This is a genomic window from Nostocoides australiense Ben110 (assembly GCF_001050535.1).
Classification (GTDB): Bacteria; Actinomycetota; Actinomycetes; order Actinomycetales; family Dermatophilaceae; genus Nostocoides_A; species Nostocoides_A australiense.
Genome location: NZ_HG764815.1, coordinates 3,663,360 through 3,664,491, shown reverse-complemented (window position 1 = coordinate 3,664,491; position 1,132 = coordinate 3,663,360). Strand labels below are relative to the sequence as shown.

Genomic DNA, 1,132 nt, shown 5'->3' with positions numbered 1-1,132 from the left:
CCGCCAGCTCCGTCGCGTCGACCACGTCGGACAGCGACACGGCCGGGTCCGGCGACTCGGCGTCGACCACCTCCGCCAGCACCTCCACCACCTCCGCTACCTCCACCACCTCCACCGACACCCACTACGACGATGACGACCTGACCTGGGAGGCCTCGGAGGAGGTCGCCGTCACCCTCGCCGACGGTGCCTCGAGCGGTGACGGTGTCACTGTCGACGGCGACACCGTGACGATCACGAGCGGCGGGGTCTACCGGATCTCCGGCACGCTGAGCGACGGTCAGCTGGTCGTCGCCGCCCCTGACGACGAGACCGTCGTGCTGATCCTCGACGGCGTGTCCATCACCAACGCCGACGGCACCGCCGTAGCGATCACCAGTGCGGACGAGGTCACGGTCTACCTCGAGGACGGCACCACCAATGTCCTCGCCGACGGCTCGAACTACACCGTCGCCGACGACGCCACACCCGTCGCCGCCCTCGCCTCGGCCTCCGACCTGACGATCGCCGGCTCCGGCACCCTCGACGTCACCGGCAACGCCGGCGACGGCATCAGCACCAAGGACGGCCTGGTCATCGCCTCGGGCACGGTCACCGTCACAGCTGCCGACGACGGCATCCGCGGCAAGGACTACGTCTACGTCCTCGACGGCACCCTGAGCGTCACGTCCGGCGGCGACGCCGTCAAGTCCGACAACGCGGAGGAGGAGGACCGTGGCTGGGTGCGCATCGACGGGGGCACGCTCTCGATCGAGGCCGGCGACGACGGGGTGCACTCCGAGCGGGCCCTCGACATCACCGGCGGCACTGTCACGGTGACGCAGTCCGTGGAGGGCATCGAGTCCCAGACCATCACCATCTCCGGCGGCACGGTGGAGGTGACCGCCTCCGACGACGGCATCAACGCCACCGCGATCAACGGCGTCACCGGCGGCACCGAGTCCGACGACGGCTCCCTGCTGACGATCAGCGGCGGCACCGTGACCGTGAACGCGGGCCAGGACGGTATCGACTCCAACGGCTCGGTCGCCCTGACCGGCGGCACGATCACGATCACCAGCGCCTCCGGCGGCGGCACCGGCGCCGTGGACGCCAACGGCCAGGTCACCCTCACCGACGCCACGGTCACCGC

The 1,132-nt window shown here is 70.7% G+C and carries 1 protein-coding gene; it reads left to right on the top strand.

Features of this window, described 5'->3' with window-relative positions:
- Positions 1 to 227: 227 nt before the first annotated feature.
- Positions 228 to 1,132: carbohydrate-binding domain-containing protein (locus BN11_RS17965; RefSeq protein ID WP_235435535.1), on the top strand; the 905-nt coding region annotated here is incomplete at its 3' end.